Consider the following 17,623-nt stretch of genomic DNA (forward strand, 5'->3'; position numbering starts at 1 on the left):
TCTGGTGACAGCCACAGGTCAAGAGCGGCTGACGGATTCTCCCGAATTTCTGCTCTTCTGCACGACGGCCTTCGAATTCTGGCAGCGGAACCTGCTCCCCGATGGCGAGCGGGTGATCCTGGTCGAAGCGATGAGCCAAGATATCCGCGTGACGCTGCGTAATCTCACCGTGGCGAACGCACTGCGCCGGTTCATCCCGGCCAAGCTGGTCGTCTTCACCGGCGCGGACGACGACTGGAACGAGATCGCCTGGACCTTCTTCGACTCCGAGGCGCTGTCGGCCATCTCTCGCGCGTACGGCGCGGTCGACGTGATTGACATCCACGACCTGGTGGACAGCCGGATCGACAATCCCGAGCCCGGGGATCTGCACGTCGCCGGGAAGGACCTGCCGGTGGCCGGATCGGGAATCGAGCCGGCCGTGCTGGAGGAGATCGTCCGCGCGACGGTCTGCCGGGTGCTCAAGATCCCGCGCGTGACCGACGAGATCAGCGCCGGTGCGAAGTACGCCGAGGTGCGGCAGCGCAGCGCGCAGTTCTCGGACATCTACGACGCCCTGTTCACCGGCCTCGACCCGGTCGCCCTGGTGACCAGTCATGTCGACTACAACCACTGGGGGCTGGCGGTCGAGACGGCCACCCGGTTCAACGTGCCCACGGTGCACGTCCAGAGCACCGGCAGCCTCAAGGCGTATGCGCTCTTCCCCGAGAGCCGGCGCGGCGCCGCGACGTTCCGAGCCGAGCTCACCCATCAGATCGCCGAGTTCTTCGAGCAATACGTCTGGTCGAACCGGGACCGGTTGCGGTCCAGCGCCGAGCTGACCGCCTGGCGGCTGAAGGGCAACTGGGGCAAGCCGTCGTGGTGGCGTGGTGGTTCGATGTCGGCGATCGAGCTGCAGACCCCGCAGGAGCGGTTGTCGGTGCGCGAGCACGCCCTAGCCAGATTCGGCTTCGACTCTGACAAGCCGGTGGTCGCGGTATTCAACCACGCCATCTCCGACGCGCCCCGCACGAACTTCGAGATCTTCGACGATCTGGCCGCCTGGTACGAGGCGACGGCGGAGTACGCGGCCAAGCACGAGGACGTGAACTGGCTCTTCATCGACCATCCGAACCAGTACCTGTACGACGGGACCGGATTCTTCGACAGCCTGAAGGAGCGGCACGCCGGCTCGCCGCTGGTCTTCCTGCCCAGCCTCGAGCTGAGCAAGAACGTGATGTGGAGCCTGGTCGATCTCGGCATCACGGTCCGCGGCAGCATCAGCAACGAGCTGCCCGCGTTCGGCATCCCGGCCATCCAGGCCGGCTGGTCGGAGTGGAGCCACTGCGGGTTCACCATCGTGGCGAAGGACGCCGACGACTACTGGGCACGGCTGGACGAATCGATCGAGAGCCTGCTGGATGGGCGCCCGCTGCTCACCGATCAGCAGATCGAGCGGGCCCGGCTCTGGGCATGGTTCTACCGCGGCGCAACGGACGTCTCGAGCCAACTGGTACAGCACTGGGAGATGGGCCGGACCGATCATCTGCTGCTCGCCGTCAGGGTGGCGATGCAGCACGTCGAGGCAGACGCCGACCCGGCCTTCACCGCCATCCGCAGGATGTGGGCCCGCAAGGATCCCTTCCTGACCCGCATCGACATGACGTCGTCCCCCGAGGAGTTCACGATGGCGATGGGTGGGGTGGGCCACCTATGACCAGGGCTTTCACCGCGCCGCGGTTCCAGACCGCATTCGATCGGGTGGTCGAGCCGCTGACGCTGCCCGGCGAACTGAGGTCGGGGGAGACCCCTGAGCTGACCACGGTCGACCAACTGGTCCGTGGCGTCGCCGTGATCGGCCGCTTCATCGCCTCGGCGGGACTGATCGGCGTCAAGGTGCGGCCGACCGGCCATCCCCTCCGGGTCACCGCGCACTTCAGCTTCGACAGTATGTCGCTGGAGTGGTGGGACGAACGCATCACGACAGCAGGGCCCGGTGCCGTCGCGCCGCGGCTGTTCGTGGTGCGTGCACAGGGCAGGACGCGCGGCGCCGTCCTGCTGATCCGGCCGGCAGCAGGTTTCACCAGAGCGGCAACCGGGGTCGTCAGCTTCGACCTCCGGCCGGAGGAGTTGACCGCGGAGGGGCTGTTCGTCCTCGAGGTGGTCAGCATCGACGAGGGCCGGCCGGCGTGGGCGCAGGCCGCGGTGGCCGGTTCGATCGGCATCATGCTGTGGGCGATCGAGTTCACCGAAGTGGACGGTGATCGAGAGATCGGCCTGGCCTCCACCGGCCAGCTGCCGGTCGACCCGAAGAGTGGCACGCTGCCGCTCAGCGGCGAGTACTACGTGGCGAATCCGAACGACGGAGACGAGCCGCGGAGCTGGATCGCTCGGGCGACTGTGGTCGAACCTCTGGTGCCGAGCCCCAAGGCCGTGCCGGTCGTCGAGCCCGTCGTGCCGGTCGTCGAGCCCGTCGCGCCGGTCGCGGAGCAGGGGGTCGAGCCCGTCGAGAGCCTGCCGAGGGCGTCCCGTGGCATCAAGCGCAGGGTCAAACGCGGGGTCAGGCGCGCCGCCCGCTGGGTCGTCCCACTGGCCGCCGTTCCGGTGGCGAGGAGATTGAGCAAGCGCGCGGCGGTTCTTGAGCGCAGGGTCCTGCGAGCGGCCAAGCGGCCGTCGGCCGGTTCCGCGTCCCCGGTGAGCGCCATCCCGCCCACCCCACCGCCTCCGCCGCCTCCGCCACCTACTCCTCCGGCGCCGCCCGGACCGCCTCCGAACCCACTCGCCGATGCGATGGCCGACCTGGTCAGCCGAAACCTTGTCCAGGTGGAGCTGGTCGGGGTCGAACCTGGCGCGACGCCCGGCGTGCAGGTGCGGGCACGCGAGGACGCCGAGATCGAGATCGTCACCGACGGTCCGCTGACGGGTCCGGCGCTGATCCGGCTGTCGATCGACCCAGCGGTCCTGCGCGAGGTGCCGGGGGTCGACGACAGGACGGTGCGCTGGGATCTGGTCGTCCGGGCCGAGTCCTGATGGTCACCGAGTACCGGCCTCAGCTGGGTGGCGACGGCGACAAGAACGGCGCCCTGCTCCGGGCTCTGCTGAACGAGTCCGAACCCGGCCGCCTGGTCCTGCCGGCCGGGTCGTACCCGATCAGCGGAGGCCTGGTACTCACCGATTCGTGGTCCCTGTCCGGTTCCGGTGCGACGCTGTGGCGGGCGGAGGCCGAGCAGGCGGCCCTGATCCACATCCTAGGATCGGGCGTAGCGGTCACCGACCTCACCCTCGAACTCCCCGACTCCTCGCCCGGTCCGCACGACGGAGCCGAGTGGACCGCCATCACGATCGGCCGGTACTTCTACACCGACAAGCCGCAGTGGATCGAACGGATCACCGTCGACCGGGTAGTGGTCCGGCGTGTCGGTCGGTGCGCTGCGAACAACATCACCCTGATCGGGGCGGTCCGGGACGCGCGATTTACGAATCTCCAAGTGCACGGGGGCGGCACCGCCTTCATCGCGCATTGGGGTGCCGTCGGCAACGGAGTCAGTGACATCACCGGGCACTCGCTGCACCCTCACCACTTCCAAGTCGACGGCCTGCGGGTGTACGACGCGTTCGAGGCGTTCTGTCTCAGCTCGGTGCATGACGTCGAGGTGCGGAACGTGCAGTGCGAAGGGGTGGAGATCGGATTCCGGTTGTTGCCCGGCGACAACACCGACCGCTACAACGAGAACGGCGCCGACTCGGGCATCAACCAGCGGCTGTTGATCCACAACTGTGACATCGGCTGGTGCGGCGACCTCTACGCGATCCGGGTCGCTGGCTGGGGCCGGAGCGAGGTCGACGGAGCCGTCACCACCCGAGCGTTCGTCGACCTCGGTCTTCGCGACGTGACGGTCCGGCCACTGCCAGTCATGGTCGGCAGCCGCCCGCCCCGGCAGGGACGCAGGCCGATCGTGGTCGAAGACGCCGGCTCGGTGGACCTCAACGACGTCCGCGTGCTTACGTGACCGCTGAGCTGCGGAGCTGCCGACCGAGGTCCCGCGCGGTAGAGGCGATACCGGCGGCGAGGGTCGAGCGGGCGTAGCAGTCGAGCTCCGGCCAGCGCACCGACCGCAACCGGAGGTCGCGCGACTGGACCGACGCCAGCGGGGAGGAGCCAAGCACGATCCGGGGCCGGCGGCGGAACACCCGAGTCGACTCGGCGATCAGGGCACCGATGGAGGTTCCGCGCCCGGATGCCATCACCTTCACCACCACCGGGTCTGCGGCCGACCGAGCGACCCGTCGTACGTCTCCCAGGCCGGCGGTGACCATGGCGGCGCAGTCGGTCACCAGCAGGTAGTCGCGGAGCGTGTCCAGCGGGACGTAGATGGACAGCGGCTGCCCGGTGAGGTTCGCCTTGCACAGGTGAGACACCAGGCCCTGCGGCTTGTCGACGTTCTGCCCGGGGCCATACAGGTTCGCGATCCGACCGACGAGCGCCGGCATCCCGGTCGCCCGGGACAGCGCGCCCAACTGCTGCTCCATCGCCAGCTTCAGCTGCCCGTACGGCGCGAGCGGTCGTGGCTCGCTGTTCTCGGTGAACGGGGGACGATCGGTGGACCCGGCGTACAGGCCTCCAGCCGAGGACGCCAGGAAAAAGGCACCCCTGGCACCGACATCCTGCTGGTCGCCGACATGGCGGAGGAATCGGGAGTAGGTCTCGCCCTCCTCCTGGAGCAGCTCGGCAGAACTGGCGACGACGCCGGCGCCGGCGCACCACGCGATGTTCCACTCGCCGCCGTCGGAGCGGGAGACCAGCTCGGCGAGCCCGTCCTGCAGCGCACCCGCACAGGCGTCGGGCTCGTGCCACGGGATGTCGGCCGTCACGACCTCATGGCGGCGGTCCCGCAGCCGGCGCACCACCTGACGGCCGAGCAGGCCGCTGGCACCGACGACCCAGGTGACGGCGGGCCCGGTCATTGCCTCGTTTCCCGCCGGCGGCCCAGCGGCCCCTGCTCGGGATCGGAGACGATCAAGTAGAGCGGCTTGCCCATCGCCATGTTCACCGCGACACCGAGGTACTCGGCCACCACACCCAGGGAGAAGAGGATCGCCCCCGTGCTGAGCAGCACGACAACCATGGTCGAGGTCCAGCCGCGTAGCAGGTCGGCGCCGAAGAGCTGGTTTCCGATCAGTACCAGCGCGACCAGCATCCCGAACAGTGCGGTCAGCGCCCCGATGACACTGACCACGCGGAGCAGCCGGGTGCCGCTGGTGAGCACCATCCGCCAGAAGTGCGACGCCAGGCTGCGCAGGTTGTAGCCGGATGGCCGGTCCGCCTCGCCGCGCAGCTCCACCGGGCAGGTCGCGATGTCTCCCGCCACCCACCCGAGTGCGATGTCGAGGTAGACGCCGGCCCCGGAGTAGGCCGCGACACTCCGGCCGACCTCTCCCAGTACCAGCCGGAAGCTGTGGAACACCGACGTGCCACGGCTGCCGAGCACGCTCTCGATGAAGGTCTTCGCCATCTTGGAGGCGAGGTTGCGCAGCAGGCCATGAGGTGCCGGGTTGCTCGGCTTGGCGTAGACGACGGTGGCCTGCTCGGCGAGCGCGGTGTCCACCATCGCACCGAGGAAGGCCGGGTCGTACTGACCGTCCTCGTCGATGGTGAGGATCCAGTCCCCGCCCGACGACGCCATCCCAGCCAGCGTCGCGGCATGCTGTCCGAAGTTCCGGCTCAGCCAGACCGGATGCACAAAGTCGTACTTTGCCGCGAGCTCACGGATCACCCGGGCCGAGTCGTCCGGACCGTGGTCGTGCACGAGGACAACCTCGGCCACCCGCACCTGATGACCACCAGGAGTGACGAACTCCTCGTGGAGCGGCACGATCTCCTCGAGTAGAGCGGGCAGGCTGTGCTCGCCTCGGTACACCGGGATCACGACGGACACATCGTGCGCAGGAGCCTGACCGTGCTCGTCGACGTCACTCACGTGCACGGACTATAGTCTGTTTCTCGGCGGGCTACCTGACGATCGGGCAGCACGCCGGGTGCATGGCGTGTCTCGTCGGTTCCTAGGCGGTCGCCATCCTCTGTGCGTTCTGGCTGCACCGCACCAACGCTGAGTCCGCGAAGGTTGCTCAGTAGGGCTTCCGCGCCGCCACCACGACCGAGGACCCGAACGGCAGGCTGCGGGAACGCAGGACCTTCCGATCAAGGTCCGCGAGCCCCAGCAGCGCCTTCTCCACGGCCGGCGAGACGTCGGGCAGCCCGGGCACGGCCTCCGGATCCAGGGTCGCGACGTTGCGGCCCCGCTCCTTCAACCGGGTGCGCAGCCGATCTGCCGCGAACAACGGGAACGTCGAGCCGAAGATGTACGTCGCGCGCATGATCTCGAAACCGCTCGCCCTCAGCGCCCGGGTCGCGCGCGACCGCGTGTACCGCCGGAAGTGATGGTTGTGGTCGTCGAAGTGCGTCCAGGCCCACTGGTAGGCGGGCACCGACATCAGGAAGCGCCCACCGGGAGACAGTACGCGGAATACCTCGCCGAGGGCTTGGTCCTCGGGCTCGCAGTGCTCGATCACGTCGAAGGCAGCGACGACGTCGAACACCTCGTCGCCGAACGGTAGCTCGAGCGCCGAGCCGCAGACTCCGCCGGGGCCCAGTCCGCGCGGGTCGACGTCCAACGCGACCTGCTTACCGTGCCCGCGGAGCCAGGACACGCTGGGGCCGTCCGCGCTGCCGACATCCAGGAGCCGACGCGGCTCCCCGACGTGCTCGCTCAGTACCGTCTCAAGGAGGTAGGCGCGCGCGCGGTACCACCAGTAGTCGGGGCTCTGGATCGACGGGGATCCTGCTTCGGTCATTGGCACACCCTACTGAGATCAATGGCAACGGACACGATGAGGTCGCCCGCAGCCGATGGAAGGGTCAGCGTCCGCCACCGTCCGCCGAAGTCAGCCGGTACGTCGAGGCCGTGCTCGGGCCACCACGCCAGCATCGGGACATCTGCCAGCTTGCAAAGGCACTCGGACCGGGTCCACCGTTCCCAGAACGCCTCGACGCCGAACCGGCGCACCAGTGGTTCCGGGATCACCTGATCGGCGTACTCGGCGTCGATCACGACCGACCAGCCGGCCGGGGGTTCGGCGTACCAGCCGACGCAGCGGAAGTCGGGCAGGTGTGACCGGGTGACCGCGTCCGACATCTCCTCGGCCGAGCCGACCCGCAGGTACGACTCGGCCTGGGCGAGCAGGTCAGATCCCGGCAGCGCCATCGATGACGATGACCTGGCCGTTGATGTTGGTGTTCTCCAGCAGCAGCATCCGGACCACCGGGACGACCTCCTCCGGCTCGGTCAGGTGACCGGTCGGGGTACGCCGGACGATCTGGTCGAGCTGGGTCTGGCCGAGGACGGCGGACATCTCGGAGGCGAAGAAGCCGGGCGCGACCGCGTTGGCCAGCACGCGACCACCGAGCTCGCGGGCCATCGACCGGGTCGCCGCGTCCATCCCGCCCTTGGTGGCGGAGTACGCGACCAGGCCGGGGTAGCCGCGCTGGGCACAGATCGAGGTGACATTGACGATCCGGCCCTTCAGGCCCTTCGCCATCATCCGGCGCAGCACGAACCGGGTCAGCACCAGCGGCGCGGTCAGGTTCGTCTGGATGATGTTGGCGATCTGCTCGGCCGAGGTGTGCACGTGCAGCGAGTCCTGACCGACCGCGGCGTTGTTGACGATGCCGTCGATCGGGCCGAGCTTGCCCTCGACCTCCTTGACGAACGCCTGACCGGCCTTCTCGTCGTTGATGTCGACCGGGCCGACGTGCACCTGGTCGGGGTACTTCTCGGCCAGCGCGGTCAGCTCGGGCGTCACGGTCCGGGCGAAGGCGGCGACCTTGACGCCCGAGTCGATCAGGTCGGTGACGATGGCCAGGCCGAGGCCGCGGGAACCGCCGGAGACGAGGACCACCTTTGACGGCGGCACGTGAGTGGGGTCAGACATCGCTTTTCAGGGTCTCCTTCTGCGGAATCTCGGCCAGGAAGCGGATCCGGCGCGGTACGCCGTAGTCCGGCAGCCTGTTCGTGCACCACTGCACCAGATCGGCGTCGGTGATCGGACCGAGGTCGTTGTCGAGCACCACCTCGGCGGCGACCATCCGGCCGACCAGCGGGGCCTTGCGGGCGAACACCCGGGCCCACGCGACGGCGGGGTGGTCCATCAGCACGTTGCGGACCAGGCCGGCCGACACCTTCGAACCGCCGACGTTGATCTCGTCGGTGTCCAGCCGGCCGGTGATCAGTACCCGGTCGCCGACGAACTCGACCCGGTCACCGGTCCGGTGCGCGCCCTCGAGTCCCGCGCCGTGGTGCGGCGAGCTGATCACCAGCTCGTCACCGTCGACGGACAGGATCGGCCGCTCGCCCTCGGGATCGGGCTCCCGGTCCAGCCAGGCCTTCGGGAAACCGGCCTTGCCGTCGTGCACGACGATCGAGGCGCCGACCTCGGAAGACGCGTAGATCCAGGAGATCCGGGCCTGCGGGAAGATCTCCTGCAGCCGGTCCAGGATCGCCTGATCGACCGGCTCACCACCGAGGGTGATCTGCTCCAGCGGGACCTTGGCGAGCGCCTCGGTGTCGCGGTAGATCGTCTGCCGCCAGAAGGTCGGTGTGCCGGAGGCGGCGGTGACGCCGTGCTCGGCGGCGATCATCGGCCAGGTCTCCAGCTCGGACGGCTCGATCACGACCAGGCCCTGGTCGGCCTGGGTCAGCGAGAGCGTCACGACCTGCCACCAGGCATACGTGCCCGGGGAGTACGGGACCAGCCAGGTGCGCGGCTGCTGCTTGCCGCGGACGGTGGTGAGGGTCTCCAGGGTGTGCCCGATCCGCTTCGGCCGGCCGGTCGAACCAGAGGTGAGCAGCCAGACACGGCCGGATTCCTCCACCCGCTTGAGTTTCGCGGGGGTGACGGAGTGCTCGTCGCCTCCGGCGATCACGACGGCGAAGCCCGACTCGCCCAGCTCCTCGCGCATGGCGAGATCGACCCGGGACGAGGTGGCGACCAGCAGCTCGGTGCCGTGCACGGCGTGATGCCGGACGGCGGCCAGCGCGTCGGCGCCGTTGTCGACCAGCACGGCGGCCGGCGACGGGAGCTGCGGCAGCTTGTGCAGGGTCCGCCAGGTCAGCGTCTTGCCCCCGACGACGACGCGGTTGTCGTCGCCGATCAGGGCCGTCGTACGCCGCTGGCCGGTCACGCCGACTGGAGCTGCTCGATGAAGTCGAGAACGTCGCCGACCTTGGCGATCTGGCGCAGACCGGGTGCGTCGAAGTTCAGCTCGTCACCGATCTCGTCCTCGACCCGCAGGGCCAGCTCGGAGAAGTCCAGGGACCGGAAGCCGATCTCCCGCAGGTCGGCGCTGTCGTCGCTCGGCAGCACCTTGCCCTGCGCCTTCATCACCTCGCCCATCAGGTCCCGGATCTGGTCGCGCGTCAACTCACTCATGAGCCCAGAGCCTAGCGGCTGCGCCCTTCCCGGCACGATTCGCGTTGTCAAACCCGTGGCCCAAGTCACGTCGGGTCACGTACGGCGGGCCAGCAGTCGTACGCACACGGCGTTAAGGACGTACGGCACACCGTCCCGATCCTCCGCCACCCCGTATCCACCCACCGAGTGCTCCAGCCAGTCCCAGTCCGAGTACCACCGCCGCAGCAGGCCCTCCACTTCCACCCGGCTGAGCGGACATTCGACCTCGGCCGCACGAACCACACCGCCCGGATGAACCTCGGTCCGGTCGACGCCGATCACCAAGCAATGCAGGCCGTTCACCTTGGTGGTCCCCTGCCACTCGCGGACCACGCGTTCGATGGCGGTGCGACCGGACAGGTGCTCCAGCGCCGAGCAGGCGATGACCAGGTCGGCGGCGGCGTTGATGCCGAAGTTCTCGATGTCGGCGACCACCGGCCGGATGGTCGGGCCGAAACCGGCTGCCACCGCGTTGGCGCCGAGGATCTTGGCCGCCTCGGGGAGCAGATCCACGCCGAGGACGCGGGAATCCGGCGGAACCGCCTGGGCGGCCGGGATCGCGTGGCGGCCGACACCGGCGCCGAGGTCGACCACGAGGGCGGCAGCCGGTGGGGTCAGCCGCGGCAGGGCTCGCAGGACGAAGGGTGATGGGCGGTGCAGCCAGCTGCCAGGGACGTTGAGCTGGTGGTGGGCGTAGAAGTCCCGGTGGTAGCGGAGCGTCTCCTGCCGACCGGGTGGGATCACTGCACGTCCAGGGATGAGTCCGGTCTGTCGCGGCGGATGAGACGGCGGAAGCGTCGTACCCGGTCGCGGATTTCCCAGCCGATCAAGGCGATCAGTGGGCTGGCCGCGGCGATGGCGGCTACCAGGAGCTCTTCGACCGGCAGACCGGCGATGTGTTGGGCGGACATCGTACCTCCCAGTGACCGGACCGGAGGAGTTCGCCTACTCAGGGTAAACGGCCGGGCTCGGCGGGTAAACGGCTCGGACGCGCATTACCGTGGGGCTGAACTTTTCGGCGCTCACGGCCCTCTCTCCGTGTGCAGAGGGAAACGGGGGACGATCAGGTGAGCCGAGCGGGACGGGTGACGGGGCTGGCCGCGTTGGCCAGTTTGCCGGTGCTGCCGCTCGGCTGGTTCGTCGGTCTGCAAGCGCAACCGGCCTGGATCCCGGCCGCGTACCTCGGCTACCTGCTCGTCGTGATCGCGATCCCCGGCACGATGTTCTGGCGCCGGCTCACGGGCGGCTCCGGCTGGTTCCTGGTCGACGCGGTGCTCGGTACGACGTTCGGGCTGGCGTGCGAGGCCCTGATCTACCCACTGGGCAGGTGGCTGGATCTACCTCTGATCGCACTCGTGATGCCCGCCCTAGCGCTCGGTCTGTTCCTCGCCCTGCCACGCAAGTCCCGGGACGACCGACCGACACCGTGGTGGGCCGTCGCTGGTGTGATGGTGTCGGCGGGAGTGGTCGCGGCCTGGTTCGTCCGGGTCGGTTCACGGTTAATCCCAGTGGACGGCCCGTCAGCGCTCCGGCCGAACTCGGACTCGCCCTTCCAACTGTCACTGGCCGCCGAACTCACGCACCACTTCCCCCCGCAGGTCCCGTACGTCGCTGGTGAGCCGCTGACCTACCACTGGATGGCCTACAACCACATCGCGTCCGCGCACTGGATCACCGGCATCGAGCTCGATGTACTGACCCAGCGCGTGGTCCCGTTCGCGTTCCTGTTGTTGACCGCGCTCGGGGCGGCCGCGGTCGGCATGGTGCTCACCGGTCGGGCTGTGGCCGCACCGATCGCCGCCGGACTCACCGTGCTGGCCGGAGACCTCAGTCCGTGGTCCTGGACCGTGACGCACACCCTGTACCACGACAGCCCGTTGTCGATGGGGCAGATGATCAGCCCGACGCAGGCCTACTCCACGGTGATCATGCTGCCGCTCATCGCCGTCACTGCCCTGCTGTTGCGGCGCAAAGCCGATCAGTCCAAGCGCCGACTGGCCGGCCTCTTCCTGACCGCGACGATCCTGATCACCGTCCTGTCGATCAGCAAGGCCACTGCACTACCGGTCTACGCAGCAGGTATCGCGGCAGCATGGCTCTACCTGACGATCAAGGACCGCCGCCTCAACGTCCGCGCCCTGGTGCTCGGTGTCCTGGTCGGCACCACCTACACGGTGAACTTCTTCGTCGTACTGCGCGCCGCCAGCCACGGCATGGAAGTCGAACCAGGCAAGACGTTCCGCAACATGCTCAACACGATGCTGACCGGTGTCGACCCCTCCGTGCAGCAAGGCCCGGACCTCCTGCCGATCGTCACCGCCGCGGTCCTCATCGGCTGGCTGCTACCCGGCGCAGGCATCCTGCTGATCCGTCGTCGCCTCCCCCGCGATCCGATGGCCGTGATGCTCCTGGCCGGGCTGATCGGGGCGGTCGCCGCTGCAAGCGTGCTCCACCACTACAGCCAGGCGCAGGTCTTCTTCGCCCGAACCGCCTTCGTGTACGGCGTTCTGCTCGCTGCATGGGGTCTGTCCTCGCTGGAGCGCCGCCAGTACTTCGCAGTCGCGCCCGCATTGGCCCTAGGCGTCACCGCGATCTACGTCGGCCGATCCAGAACAGACGGCCTGATCCGCGACTGCCGCGACACCGCCTGCCTGGACAGGATCTTCGCGGAACCACTGGTGTACGCGTTGATCCTCACGGCCGCCGGTGTCCTCGTCCTAGGGCTCCTGATCCGCGGTTCACGTCGTACCTGGGCTGCGATCGCAGTGGCCGCTCTGCTCGGGTTGACGGTGTCGCCGACGATCGTGAGCCTGCGGAAGTTCGCGTTCCCCCCGCAGACGACATACGACTCGATCGCGCCCGGTGGGATCGAGGCCGCCCGGTTCATCCGGCGGCAGTCCGGGCCCGACGACCTGATCGCGACCAACATCCACTGCCACGCGCCGACCGGATCGCGGTGTCACAGCGGCTCGTTCTGGATCCCCGGGTACGCCGAACGCCGGGTGCTCGTCGAAGGCTGGGCGTACACGGCGCAGGCGAACAACGTGCACACCTCGACCGACGCGGTGTACGGGCCGTTCTGGGATCAGGCGAAGCTCCGGATCAACGACGCTGCCTTCACCGCGCCGACCAGGGACGGCCTGGAAACGCTGCGCACGCAGTACGGCGTGCGCTGGTTGCTCGCCGACGAACGGGTCAATGAAGTGCCGGAAGAGCTGGCCAAACTGGCCGAACTGCGTTTCCAGTCCGGCACGGTTCGCGTGTACCAGCTCTACCCGCCCCGAACTCCCCAGGGCCCTAGGGAAACGCCCTAACTCACAGCGGGGAGTCGGAGGCTTTCGTTCCAGCTCCGGTCGAGCGCGCTGACGAAGTAGACGTAGTGGTGGCCCCGCTCGGCCGTGGTGTCGACGTACGTCTGCAGCCCACCAGTGGAACGCATAGTCGCCAGCAGGTTGCGCGCGTCATTGTCAGGGCACCAGTCGCCACCGGTCAGGTCACGACGGTAGATCGCGTACGACGTGGTGTCGGCGGACGTGGCTCGCCACTGCAACTGAACGCCGTCACTCGCCTTGCGCGCACGGAGATCCTGCACGGGCAGTGGAGCACGGTTGTCCAGCGACGGGCTTGCCGGGACCAGTGCGGGACGTGAGTACCACGTCGTGTTCAGCAGTGTGGTCGCACCGAGCCGATCGGCGCGCACGTCCTTCGCGGAGAAGTAGATGTCGCCCTTGACCTCGGGAATCGTGCTGTTGAAGCCCAACTGGTCACTCAGCTCGGCCGGGTCCGACCAGTCGGGCGACTGTGTCGACGTGCCGACCTTGTAGGTGGCGTGACCGACGTACAGGTGGACGTCGGTACCGCGGACCTGCTCGGCCCACCACGGCACGATCTTGTTGTAGTCAGCCGGAGCGAATCCGCCTGCCCAGTAGACCTGCGGGACGATGTAGTCGATCCACTCCTCCCGGACCCAGCGACGGGTGTCCGCGGAGAGATCGTCATACGTCTGTACGCCGGCGGTCGTGTCGGACCCGAGCGGATCGGTCCCCTTGTTCCGCCAGACTGCGAACGGGGAGATGCCGAACTTCACCCACGGCTTGGCCGCCTTGATCCGCTGCTGCAACTCCTGGATCAACAGGTTGATGTTGTTCCGTCGCCACTCGGCCACTGTCGGGAAGCCGGCCCCGTACTGCGCGTAGGTGGCCGCGTCGTCGAACACCTGACCCGCAACGGGATACGGGTAGAAGTAGTCGTCGAAGTGGACGCCGTCGATGTCGTACCGGGAGACCGCATCCATGATCGCGTCCTCGACCAGTTTGCGAGCCGCGGGGATCCCCGGGTTGTAGTAGAGCTTGCCGCCGTACGGGACCACCCAGTCGGGGTGCTGTCTTGCGGGGTGCTCCGGGACGAGCGCGGTGAGGTCCGTGTTCATGGACAGGCGGTACGGGTTGAACCAGGCGTGCAGCTCGAGGTTCCGCTTGTGCGCCTCGGCGACGGCGAACGCCAGCGGGTCGTAGCCGGGGTCCCCACCCTGCGTGCCGGTCAGGTAGCGCGACCACGGCTCCACCGTTGACGGCCAGAAGGCGTCCGCGGTGGGCCGGACCTGCAGGATCACGGCGTTGTGGTTCTGCCGGACCGCGTCGTCGAACCAGCCGAGCAACTCGGCCTGCTGCTGGGCCGCGGTCAGCCCGGTCCGGGACGGCCAGTCGATGTTGACCACCGACGCGACCCAGCTGGCGCGGAACTGCCGCAGCGGCGTACTGGGGCTGGGCTCGCACGATTCGCCCGGCTCAGCGGCCCCCGCGGTACCAGGTAGTACGCCGAACAGCAGCCCCGCTGTCGCACCCACAATGCCGACCATCCGCCAGCCACCCATGTCACTCTCCGACCAATCCAGGGAAAGATTTCGAAAGATAGTCACACATCCGGCACCCCGAGCAGAAGGGCTCGATTCGATTCGTTGATGACGTTATCCACATCCGGTCTCGCCACCGGATCGCAGCCTGCCTCGGCCAGCCGGTACCGTGGTGGCCGGATCATCGGAGAACGGAAGGTCAGACAGTGCTGCGCACGGCCACCGACGGCGACGTCGACATCATCCGGACCCTGCGCAACCAGCAGCCGAACCGGGACGTGAGCATCAACGCGCACGAGATCTCGGCCGATGAGCACGCCGCCTGGTGGGCCAAGGCCAGTGCCGACCCGACCCGCCGGATCCTGATCTACGAACGCGACGGCGTGGTCGCCGGCGTGGTCAACTTCTTCGACCTCGAGCTCGAGGCCGAGCCGCGGACCGGTGCCTGGGGGTTCTTCCTGGACGCCGATGGGCTGGCCGAGCGGGGCGAGACCCTGCCGGCCTGGATCGAGGTGATGAAGGACGCGACGTCGTACGCGTTCGACACCCTCGGTCTGGACGACCTCTACGGCGAGGTGCTCGAGCACAACACTGTCGTCCGGCAGATGAACCGGCGGTTCCGCTTCGTCGAGGGCGAGCCGGAGACCCGGTACGCCGACGGCCGCGAGATCACCGTGTTGCCGATCAGTCTGAACAAGTTCAACCGGCGGAAGCCGAAGGGAAACTGACCTATGAGTGCCACCACGATCAACTTCGGCGATGTCCCGGTCGGGCCGGACCACCAGCCGTTCATCATCGCGGAGATGTCCGGCAACCACAACGGCGACATCGAGCGGGCCAAGGACATCGTCCGGGCGATGGCCGAGACCGGCGTGCAGGCGCTGAAGCTGCAGACCTACACCGCCGACACGATCACCCTGGACGTCGACCTGCCGGCCTTCCGGCTGCCGTCGGAGCACGAACTGTGGGGCGGCGCCCGGCTGTACGACCTCTACCAGGAGGCGCACACGCCGTGGGAGTGGCACGAGCCGCTGTTCGAGCTGGCCAACTCGCTCGGCATGCTGGCCTTCTCGTCGCCGTTCGACCCGACCGCGATCGACTTCCTGGAGAAGCTGAACGTGCCGGCGTACAAGGTCGCCTCGAACGAGATCGGCGATCTCCCGCTGGTCCGCGGGATGGCCGAGACCGGTAAGCCGATCATCATCTCGACCGGCTCCGCGACCCTGGTCGACATCGATGCGGCCGTTCGCGCGGCCCGCTCGACCGGTAACGAGCAGATCATCGTGCTGTCCTGCACCGCGAGCTACCCGGCCCCGCCGGAGCAGTCCAACCTCCGCTCGATCCCCGTCCTGCGGGATGCGCTCGGCGTCCAGGTCGGTCTGTCGGACCACACGATGGGCATCGGCGCGGCGATCGCGGCCGTGGCGCTCGGCGCGACCGTGATCGAGAAGCACGTCACGCTGTCCCGCGCCGACGGTGGCGTCGACTCCGCCTTCTCGCTGGAGCCGGACGAGGTGAAGATGCTGGTCGAGGGCACCAAGGTCGCCCAGCAGGCGCTCGGCCAGCCGGTGATCGGCCCGAAGCAGGCCGAGCAGAACGTGCTCCGGTTCCGCCGTTCGCTCTACGTGACCCGCGACGTCAAGGCCGGCGAGAAGGTGGCCGCTGACAACGTCCGCTCGGTCCGTCCGGCCGGCGGTCTGGCCCCCGACGCCTTCGCCTCGGTCGAGGGCCGCGAGTTCCGCGTCGACACCCCGAAGGGCACCCCGCTCACCTGGGACGTTCTCTAAGTAGACCGACTGGGCAACTTCCGCGCCGGTTCAGCCATCAACTGATGTGTGGGAACCGTCGCGGAAGGTCCAGAACCGGTGCAACAGGTAGCTGATCACCGGGACGATCAGGATCATCAGCGCCTGGGCGAGCAGGACCGCCAGGTGCAGGACCTCGATCAGCAGCGGCATGCCGATCAGGGAGCAGCCGAGGCCGAACAGGTAGACGGTGTAGAACTTGGCGAAACCGCGCAGCCAGCCCGTGTTGGAGCCGAAGACGAAGCCGCGATAGACCGGATACATCACGACCGCGGTGCCCAGGTTGGCCATCGCGGTGACGACCAGATAAGGCAGAGCGCCCTCGAACAGGTGCCAGCCGAGCCAGAACAGGCCGAAGTACAAGACATTGGTGCCGGCGCCGACGATCAGGTAGCGGACGCGATGGTCATCCAGGGCTTTCGCACCCAGCTGCGCGACAGAAATGTCAGTGCCTCTCTCGAGTGGAATAATCGCCAACGGCGAACCGCCGCCTCCGCAGGACCATCGTCAGAAGGGCAAGCAGTGCTCGTCTCCGTCGTCGTGCCATGTTATCGGTCGGCCAGGACCCTGCCGCGCCTTGTCGAGGATCTCTCCCACGTGCTGCCCGAGGTGACCACCGGGTTCGAGATCGTGCTGGTGGTCGACGGCAGCCCGGACGACACCTGGCAGGTGGCCAGCGAGCTGGCGAACAAGTACCCGGAGACCCGCGCCCTCCGGCTGGCCCGGAACTACGGTCAGCACAACGCGTTGATCGCCGGCGTCCGCAGCGCGCGGTACGAGGTGGTCGTCACGATGGACGACGACCTCCAGCACCCGGCCGACCAGGTCCCGGTGCTGCTGCGGTCGCTGACCGACGACATCGACCTGGTGTACGGCGTACCGAAGGAGGAGGAGCACGGGGTCTTCCGGAGCTTCTCGTCCCGCATGGTCAAGGCGGCGATGGCGTCCACCCTCTCGGTGCAGAACGCCAAGTCCATCAGCGCGTTCCGGGCCTTCCGGACCTTCCTGCGGGACGGGTTCGACGGGCTGGACGGGCCGCACGCCTCGGTCGACGTCGCGCTGTCCTGGTCGACCACGCGGATCGCGCAGACCACGGTCAGGATGGAGGACCGCGCCGACGGCAAGTCGAACTACACCACCTGGATGCTGGTCAAGCACGCGCTCACCCTGATCACCGGGTACTCCACCGAACCGCTGCGACTGGTCGGCTATCTCGGCTTCATCTGCGCGGTGTTCGGGATCGGGTTGTTCGGCGTCATCATCTACAAGTACGCGACCGGCGCGACCACGGTGGCCGGGTTCACCACGATCGCGTCGATGGTGGCGTTGTTCTCCGGTGCCCAGATGCTCGCGCTCGGCGTACTTGGCGAGTACGTCGGACGGTTGCATTCCGGATCGATGGGGCGGCCGACGTACGTGATCCGCGAGCGGACGGACGTGGACGCGCACCCGGACATCACCACCGAGACCGACTGAACCC

18 protein-coding genes are annotated in these 17,623 nt (G+C 68.2%); 7 read left to right on the forward strand and 11 right to left on the reverse strand.

The window, feature by feature from the left end; genetic code table 11:
* The first annotated feature begins 4 nt into the window (after positions 1-4).
* From EV643_RS33520 to EV643_RS33530, 3 genes are read left to right on the forward strand one after another with little or no spacing between them, the layout of a single operon-like run.
* Positions 5-1,696: a hypothetical protein gene (locus tag EV643_RS33520; RefSeq protein WP_238165973.1), complete on the forward strand. Its 1,692-nt coding sequence runs from the start codon at positions 5-7 to the stop codon at positions 1,694-1,696.
* Positions 1,693-3,009: a hypothetical protein gene (locus EV643_RS33525; RefSeq protein WP_133804216.1), complete on the forward strand. Its 1,317-nt coding sequence runs from the start codon at positions 1,693-1,695 to the stop codon at positions 3,007-3,009. Before EV643_RS33520 ends, EV643_RS33525 begins: the two co-directional genes overlap by 4 nt.
* Positions 3,009-3,989 carry a hypothetical protein gene (locus tag EV643_RS33530; RefSeq protein ID WP_133804217.1) on the forward strand — a complete coding sequence of 327 codons (981 nt, stop codon included), beginning with the start codon at positions 3,009-3,011 and terminating at the stop codon, positions 3,987-3,989. Before EV643_RS33525 ends, EV643_RS33530 begins: the two co-directional genes overlap by 1 nt.
* On the opposite strand, the gene EV643_RS33535 is transcribed toward EV643_RS33530, so the two are convergent.
* The 9 genes from EV643_RS33535 to EV643_RS44390 all read right to left on the reverse strand — a co-directional run bounded on the left by EV643_RS33535 (position 3,982) and on the right by EV643_RS44390 (position 10,397).
* Complete coding sequence (locus EV643_RS33535; protein ID WP_133804218.1) at positions 3,982-4,944, reverse strand: NAD-dependent epimerase/dehydratase family protein; 963 nt, start codon at positions 4,942-4,944, stop codon at positions 3,982-3,984. The genes EV643_RS33530 and EV643_RS33535 overlap by 8 nt on opposite strands.
* The gene (locus EV643_RS33540; RefSeq protein WP_202869877.1) at positions 4,941-5,957 is read right to left on the reverse strand and encodes a glycosyltransferase; all 1,017 of its coding nucleotides are present in this window, start codon (positions 5,955-5,957) and stop codon (positions 4,941-4,943) included. Before EV643_RS33540 ends, EV643_RS33535 begins: the two co-directional genes overlap by 4 nt.
* Positions 5,958-6,105: 148 nt before the next feature.
* Positions 6,106-6,831, reverse strand: coding sequence for a class I SAM-dependent methyltransferase (locus EV643_RS33545; RefSeq protein ID WP_133804219.1), 726 nt, complete (start codon positions 6,829-6,831; stop codon positions 6,106-6,108).
* Positions 6,828-7,241: a hypothetical protein gene (locus tag EV643_RS33550; RefSeq protein ID WP_133804220.1), complete on the reverse strand. Its 414-nt coding sequence runs from the start codon at positions 7,239-7,241 to the stop codon at positions 6,828-6,830. Before EV643_RS33550 ends, EV643_RS33545 begins: the two co-directional genes overlap by 4 nt.
* Positions 7,222-7,968, reverse strand: a complete 747-nt coding sequence (locus EV643_RS33555; RefSeq protein WP_133804221.1) for an SDR family NAD(P)-dependent oxidoreductase — start codon at positions 7,966-7,968, stop codon at positions 7,222-7,224. The genes EV643_RS33550 and EV643_RS33555 overlap by 20 nt, the downstream gene beginning before the upstream one ends.
* A complete protein-coding gene (locus tag EV643_RS33560) occupies positions 7,961-9,217 on the reverse strand; it encodes an AMP-binding protein (RefSeq protein WP_133804222.1) in 1,257 nt (418 codons plus the stop codon). Before EV643_RS33560 ends, EV643_RS33555 begins: the two co-directional genes overlap by 8 nt.
* Positions 9,214-9,465, reverse strand: coding sequence for a phosphopantetheine-binding protein (locus tag EV643_RS33565; RefSeq protein WP_133804223.1), 252 nt, complete (start codon positions 9,463-9,465; stop codon positions 9,214-9,216). The genes EV643_RS33560 and EV643_RS33565 overlap by 4 nt, the downstream gene beginning before the upstream one ends.
* Positions 9,466-9,540: 75 nt before the next feature.
* Positions 9,541-10,230, reverse strand: a complete 690-nt coding sequence (locus tag EV643_RS33570; protein ID WP_166665673.1) for a class I SAM-dependent methyltransferase — start codon at positions 10,228-10,230, stop codon at positions 9,541-9,543.
* Positions 10,227-10,397 (reverse strand): hypothetical protein, encoded by a 171-nt coding sequence (locus EV643_RS44390; RefSeq protein ID WP_166665674.1) that lies wholly within the window; start codon positions 10,395-10,397, stop codon positions 10,227-10,229. The genes EV643_RS33570 and EV643_RS44390 overlap by 4 nt, the downstream gene beginning before the upstream one ends.
* Before the next feature lie 156 nt (positions 10,398-10,553).
* Between EV643_RS44390 and EV643_RS33575 the strand changes: the two genes are divergently transcribed.
* Positions 10,554-12,800 carry a hypothetical protein gene (locus EV643_RS33575; protein WP_133804225.1) on the forward strand — a complete coding sequence of 749 codons (2,247 nt, stop codon included), beginning with the start codon at positions 10,554-10,556 and terminating at the stop codon, positions 12,798-12,800.
* On the opposite strand, the gene EV643_RS33580 is transcribed toward EV643_RS33575, so the two are convergent.
* The gene (locus EV643_RS33580; protein WP_133804226.1) at positions 12,797-14,359 is read right to left on the reverse strand and encodes a glycoside hydrolase family 10-like protein; all 1,563 of its coding nucleotides are present in this window, start codon (positions 14,357-14,359) and stop codon (positions 12,797-12,799) included. The two genes, EV643_RS33575 and EV643_RS33580, sit on opposite strands and share 4 nt — an antisense overlap.
* Positions 14,360-14,544: 185 nt before the next feature.
* Between EV643_RS33580 and EV643_RS33585 the strand changes: the two genes are divergently transcribed.
* Together EV643_RS33585 and pseI are read left to right on the forward strand one after the other, a co-directional pair.
* Positions 14,545-15,066, forward strand: coding sequence for a peptide chain release factor 2 (locus tag EV643_RS33585; RefSeq protein ID WP_133804227.1), 522 nt, complete (start codon positions 14,545-14,547; stop codon positions 15,064-15,066).
* A gap of 3 nt (positions 15,067-15,069) precedes the next feature.
* Positions 15,070-16,125 carry a pseudaminic acid synthase gene (pseI, locus tag EV643_RS33590; protein WP_133804228.1) on the forward strand — a complete coding sequence of 352 codons (1,056 nt, stop codon included), beginning with the start codon at positions 15,070-15,072 and terminating at the stop codon, positions 16,123-16,125.
* 30 nt (positions 16,126-16,155) lie between these two features.
* Here pseI and EV643_RS33595 read toward each other — a convergent pair whose 3' ends face one another.
* Positions 16,156-16,620, reverse strand: coding sequence for a GtrA family protein (locus EV643_RS33595; RefSeq protein WP_133804229.1), 465 nt, complete (start codon positions 16,618-16,620; stop codon positions 16,156-16,158).
* Between the two features lie 45 nt (positions 16,621-16,665).
* On the opposite strand from EV643_RS33595, the gene EV643_RS33600 reads away from it, so the two are divergent.
* Positions 16,666-17,619, forward strand: a complete 954-nt coding sequence (locus tag EV643_RS33600; RefSeq protein WP_133804230.1) for a glycosyltransferase family 2 protein — start codon at positions 16,666-16,668, stop codon at positions 17,617-17,619.
* Positions 17,620-17,623: the final 4 nt, after the last annotated feature.

It is taken from the genome of Kribbella caucasensis (assembly GCF_004361855.1).
Taxonomy (GTDB): domain Bacteria; phylum Actinomycetota; class Actinomycetes; order Propionibacteriales; family Kribbellaceae; genus Kribbella; species Kribbella caucasensis.